The following is a 4,677-nucleotide window of genomic DNA, read 5'->3' as shown; positions in this document are numbered from 1 at the left end:
TTTCTCTATTTGAAGCAATGGCGCGGCATAGCGACTCGGTACGCAAAAAATGCGGCCTCATTTCTGGCTGCCGTTCAGATCAGGTGTATCTTTTTGTGGGCTTCAGTCTCGTGACTACAGCATCTAACCATTGAGAGTTTTTCCAAATCTATCCTCTGGCTGTCCATGGGAATAGAATGATCACAAAGTGGTGCCCACAACCATGCTACATCCTTGAAGCACGGCCAGATATTATTTTGGATGTTACCCAAAGATAATGTGAAGGGAAATGCATGTTCCGTTTTACCCCTTATATTACAATATTCTTTAATGAGAAGATTAATGACTTCTTTGAGAGGGCTGGATTCAAGTTACAAGTGTAACACCCTGTGTGTTGAATAGAAAAGCAAGGTGTGTTAGATGTTGGTTATCTATCCAGCACAGATGAGAGGCTTATGCACTATGCGCGCCTTGCTAAGAAAGAACGCTATTACCTTTGCCAGGCTTTAAAAAGCGGAAAGTCGATGCGGGAAGCGGCGAAGGAAATTGGCCGCAATGTTTCGACAGTGAGCCATGAACTTGCCCGTAACACGGGGTTGCGGGGATATCGCGACAAACAGGCGGATGCCAAAAGCCGTGAAAGGCAGGCCTGTAAAGGGAAAAACCGAATCTCGGCAACGACATGGCTTGCGGTTGAGCAGAGACTGCGCCTTGATAACAGCCCTGAGCAAATCTCTGGCGTGCTTGCCCTGCAAGCGATAAACATTAGTCATGAATGGATTTACCAACACATTCTGGCGGGCAAAAAGAACGGCGGGAGTCTGCACCCCACTTGCGTTGCCAGCGCAAGCGAAAACGACGATACGGCAGGCCAGACAGACGCGGACAAATGAAAGATCGAGTGAGTATTGATCTGCGCCCGAAGGTGGTTGATGAACGCTCACGCCTTGGCGACTGGGAGGCCGATTACGTTGAAGGCAGCAAGGGAGGTTCTCTTTTGGTACTCTGGCGGAACGAAAAAGCCGCTTGAAGCTGGTGGGTAAAGCCAGAAACAAGTCCGCCAGTGAAGTTTCCCGTGTTATCCTTGGACTTTTGACGCCTATAAAGGACTATGTACATACCATCACCTACGATAACGGCAAAAAGTTCAGCTACCACGCGGCACTAGAGCAGTCAACGAATGAAATGAGTTAACTGCTCTGCAAGGATTTTCTTAAAAATCCTTGCCACGAAATGCGAGAAAGCAGGCTTTTGCCTGCCGTAAGCGAGCATTTCAAGTGTTAAATGCTCTATCAGGCAAGCTGGAGGCGCAGGGCTTTTTTGCTCACCCGCACCACTCCTGGGAACGAGGGCTGAACGAAAACACGAACGGCCTTTTGCGCCAGTACTTCCCCAAGGGCGTGAGCCTTGAAGCGGTTACGCAGGATGAGATTGTCGCGGCCATGTGCCGCCTGAACTGGAGACCAAGAAAATGTCTGGGGTTCAAGACTCCCTATACAACTTTTCGGCTTCGGCTAGAGCAGATTAACTTTGAGAATATACATTCTCAAAGTTCAAGGTACGCTCACTTCGGCGTTTAACCGCGCAGATAAACTGCGCTTACGCCTCCGTAGCGAACGTCTGCTCACGCAGCCGCCAGAGCAATTTCAAAGTGAAATTGCTCTAACGTCCAAACAACAAGTGTTGCGCTTTCAAATTGAAACCGTGCGATTTTTATGCTTGGTATGATTCCATTTACTGAAGCATAACTTTTGAATGGAGCAGTTCAATGTTTCACTGTACATTGCGGATCAGCCTCTATCCTGTAGAACCGCTACTTGAAGACGTATTTAAAACACTACAGTCTGATGCTGATTTCAGACACAAAGTATCCTTTAACGCCGGAGTTCAATCGCTTCCCGCGGAGGCTCAGGACAAAGAAGATATTTACTTTCTAGGGCTAGAACACCTTGTCTTATTGCCCGGCCTCAAAAAAACGGCCAAGCCCACAGTGCGGATTGTTTTAATAGATACCACCGGTCAAGAGGCTACTCTGCCTGAAAGTCTGATCTCTCTTCTGGACGAGGTTTGGTCCATGACGGACAGCCCGGCGGTTATGACCATGCGTGTCAAAAATTTGCTAAATAATGCGCTGCTTCATAAAAAATACGCGTTATTGCAGCATTGCTTGGAAACTACCATTGATACTACCCCTGACCTGGTCTGGTTCAAAGACATACGTGGCGCACACCTCAAGGTTAACGACGCCTTTTGCAATATTGTGGGAAAAAGCAAAGCAGATGTCACCGGGCGTGGGCATTATTACATATGGGATATTGAACCCGACGAATATGCTGATGGCGAGTATGTCTGCCTGGAAACTGAAGAAGAAGTCATAGCGCGGGCTAAGACCTGTATATTCGATGAAATTGTTAAAACCCAAACGGGTATGCGCCAGTTCAAAACGCGCAAATCTCCCATCCTTGATGAAGATGGAAAGATCATAGGTACGGTAGGTATTGCCTATGATATGACGGATATTACGAATTCGAGCGCCGAAGTTGATATAATCCTGCAAAACCTCCCCTTTGCTGCAATGATCCTGGATGCAAACAACAGGATTGTTAATACAAACCAAAAGTTTCTGGATTTTTTTCGATTCCAGAGTGCGGAAGAAATTATTGGCAGAGATCGCTCTTGTCTGCGTGATACTGCTATCAAAAAATATAGGCTGAAGCAGATTGGCGCCCACCTTGAAGTGCGATCCTGGAGCGAAGGGAAAGAAGTAATTCTGGAATCTTACGAGAAAAATATTCTGGATATATTTAAGAACCGCATTGGCCTGCTGGTTATATACAGAGACGTGACGCAGGAGCGTAACTCGCAGCAGAAACTGGAACACAACGCCAACACTGACGAACTCACCGGGCTGTTCAACAGAAGATATTTTTATAACAATATCCCAGAAATCTGCGGAGTAGGGACATCATTGCTTTTTGTCGATCTGGATAACTTCAAACAAATCAACGATACTTATGGTCACCATATGGGGGACGACGCCTTGAAACTGACGGCCCGGCTTTTGCAAGAAAATTTTGCAGAAGCCCTCATCGCCCGCGTGGGCGGCGATGAATTTGTTCTGTACTTGAACGGAGCCCGCATCGCGGAACAAGTGGTTAATCAAGCGCTCCAATTACAGAAGGCAATGAAAGCCGTTTTTACAAAAGAGACCCCCTGGCAGGAGCTTTCTGCCAGCATAGGCATCGTTATGGTAAGCACAGCCGATATCTGCAAGGATGAAATAGTTCGCCGTGGAGATATTGCCATGTACGAAGCCAAGCGTTTGGGAAAAAACAGAGTATGCCTGTACTCGCATGAAATGGAAGCGCAACAGGGAGGATCACCTCAATCTTACCGATGCCACGCGGATCGGCACTCATGACCTTGGTTATTTCCACTTCCGTGCCGGTCACATCCAAGCCGTGATTTTTAGCGTAACTGCTCGCGATGGCCATAGCGCAAGTCCCCAGGGCGTGGCGCAAAGGTCTGTGGGCGAAAACGATTCGCCTTTGCCCTGATTGTCGCTGGGGGCATCTGTAATAATTTTGGCTCCCCTCTGGTTATGCACGCATTCCACGCGCAGATCACCGAGGTATTTGGCGCTGACCGTAGACATGGAGCCTCCTTGTTCTTCCGCCGTGCGGTCTGCTCTGCCGGGGCTTCGGGTCGGGGCTTCGGGTCGGGCAGGCGGCCCCGCGGCGGACGTGATTATCAGAAAACCTGATGTTCCCGCAGAATGTTGCAAGCAATGGCAAGCAGCGTCAAGCCTCCCGCCAGCTCCGCCCAGCCGTTGAGAGCACAGAGGTTCGCCAGGGTTTTGCCGAGATAGACGCCGCAAGCCGTAATCACCGCGCAGACAATGCCTATGACGGCTGCGTCCACCCAGATGGGCGTACCCAGAATAGCCAGGGAAAGGCCCACGGCCAGGGCGTCTATGCTGGTGGCTACGCCAAGCACCACAAGATTGCTCCCGGCCGTGGGATCAACCAGAGGACAGGCGCAGGACTCACGATTTTTGAGCGCCCGCAGCCCTGAAAGCGCCATCTTGCCGCCTATCCAGCCCAGCAGAACAAAGGCAATCCAATGATCCCATGCTTCCATATATTCCCGAACGGATACGCCCAGCCACCATCCGATGACCGGCATGGCAAACTGAAAAAAGCCAAAGGCAGCGGAAAGGCGCACATAATGGCGAATCCTGGGCTTCTGCAAGGCGCAGCCAGAAACCACGGCCACGGCAAAAGCGTCCATCGACAGGGCCAGGGCCAGTAAAAAGACGGCAAAAATCGTCATGAAGGTACATCTCGTGCGCGGGCGGGCGCCCGGCTGTTTACGGTTGCGGGTCGGGATACTATAAATCATACCCTGGCACTGTACAAGCAACCGGCCCGGCAGCAAAAATGCGCTCGCCGCAACCCGCAAGCCCGGCAAACCGCAAAGCTCGCACCGGAACAGACCGCACCGGAACAGACCGCACCGGAACAGGCCGCATACGCTGCCGCCCCAAACGACAAAGCCCGCACGCGCATCTTGCTAGCGAGCCGCTCACAGGCTACAAGACGGCATGCAAAACATACCTGAATGGCTTTTTTACTGGCAATGGGCTTCCGGCATTTTGAGTATCGGCATGAACGCCGCCGCCGCCCTGCCTGTCATCCT

5 protein-coding genes and 2 pseudogenes are annotated in these 4,677 nt (G+C 50.6%); 5 read left to right on the top strand and 2 right to left on the bottom strand.

The genetic code is table 11. The features are described 5' to 3' along the window. The 5 genes and pseudogenes from V6C16_RS08205 to V6C16_RS08185 form a co-directional block, all read left to right on the top strand. Window positions 1–114: pseudogene (locus V6C16_RS08205) on the top strand (IS5/IS1182 family transposase); the annotation flags it as partial. Between the two features lie 320 nt (window positions 115–434). After that, the gene (locus tag V6C16_RS08200; RefSeq protein ID WP_333534627.1) at window positions 435–872 is read left to right on the top strand and encodes a helix-turn-helix domain-containing protein; all 438 of its coding nucleotides are present in this window, start codon (window positions 435–437) and stop codon (window positions 870–872) included. Then, a complete protein-coding gene (locus V6C16_RS08195; protein WP_333534626.1) occupies window positions 869–1,009 on the top strand; it encodes a hypothetical protein in 141 nt (46 codons plus the stop codon). Before V6C16_RS08200 ends, V6C16_RS08195 begins: the two co-directional genes overlap by 4 nt. A gap of 265 nt (window positions 1,010–1,274) precedes the next feature. Then, window positions 1,275–1,559 (top strand): annotated as a pseudogene (locus V6C16_RS08190) (transposase); the annotation flags it as partial. A 188-nt stretch (window positions 1,560–1,747) separates the two neighbouring features. Continuing rightward, entirely contained in the window at window positions 1,748–3,400 is a 1,653-nt protein-coding gene (locus V6C16_RS08185; RefSeq protein WP_333534624.1) for a sensor domain-containing diguanylate cyclase, read from the top strand. Window positions 3,401–3,427: 27 nt separating this feature from the next. Here V6C16_RS08185 and V6C16_RS08180 read toward each other — a convergent pair whose 3' ends face one another. Then, window positions 3,428–3,634: an OsmC family protein gene (locus V6C16_RS08180; protein WP_333534623.1), complete on the bottom strand. Its 207-nt coding sequence runs from the start codon at window positions 3,632–3,634 to the stop codon at window positions 3,428–3,430. Between the two features lie 95 nt (window positions 3,635–3,729). After that, window positions 3,730–4,311, bottom strand: coding sequence for a manganese efflux pump MntP (locus tag V6C16_RS08175; protein WP_333534622.1), 582 nt, complete (start codon window positions 4,309–4,311; stop codon window positions 3,730–3,732). Window positions 4,312–4,677 lie beyond the last annotated feature (366 nt).

It is taken from the genome of Desulfovibrio sp. 1188_IL3213, from assembly GCF_036763145.1.
Classification (GTDB): domain Bacteria; phylum Desulfobacterota; class Desulfovibrionia; order Desulfovibrionales; family Desulfovibrionaceae; genus Desulfovibrio.
This window is presented reverse-complemented; position numbering and strand designations above follow the sequence as displayed.

Coding starts and splice junctions, on each gene's coding strand:
- V6C16_RS08200 (WP_333534627.1), top strand. CDS start 435: ATGCACTATGCGCGCCTTGCTAAGAAAGAACGCTATTACCTTTGCCAG.
- V6C16_RS08195 (WP_333534626.1), top strand. CDS start 869: ATGAAAGATCGAGTGAGTATTGATCTGCGCCCGAAGGTGGTTGATGAA.
- V6C16_RS08185 (WP_333534624.1), top strand. CDS start 1,748: ATGTTTCACTGTACATTGCGGATCAGCCTCTATCCTGTAGAACCGCTA.
- V6C16_RS08180 (WP_333534623.1), bottom strand. CDS start 3,634: ATGTCTACGGTCAGCGCCAAATACCTCGGTGATCTGCGCGTGGAATGC.
- V6C16_RS08175 (WP_333534622.1), bottom strand. CDS start 4,311: ATGACGATTTTTGCCGTCTTTTTACTGGCCCTGGCCCTGTCGATGGAC.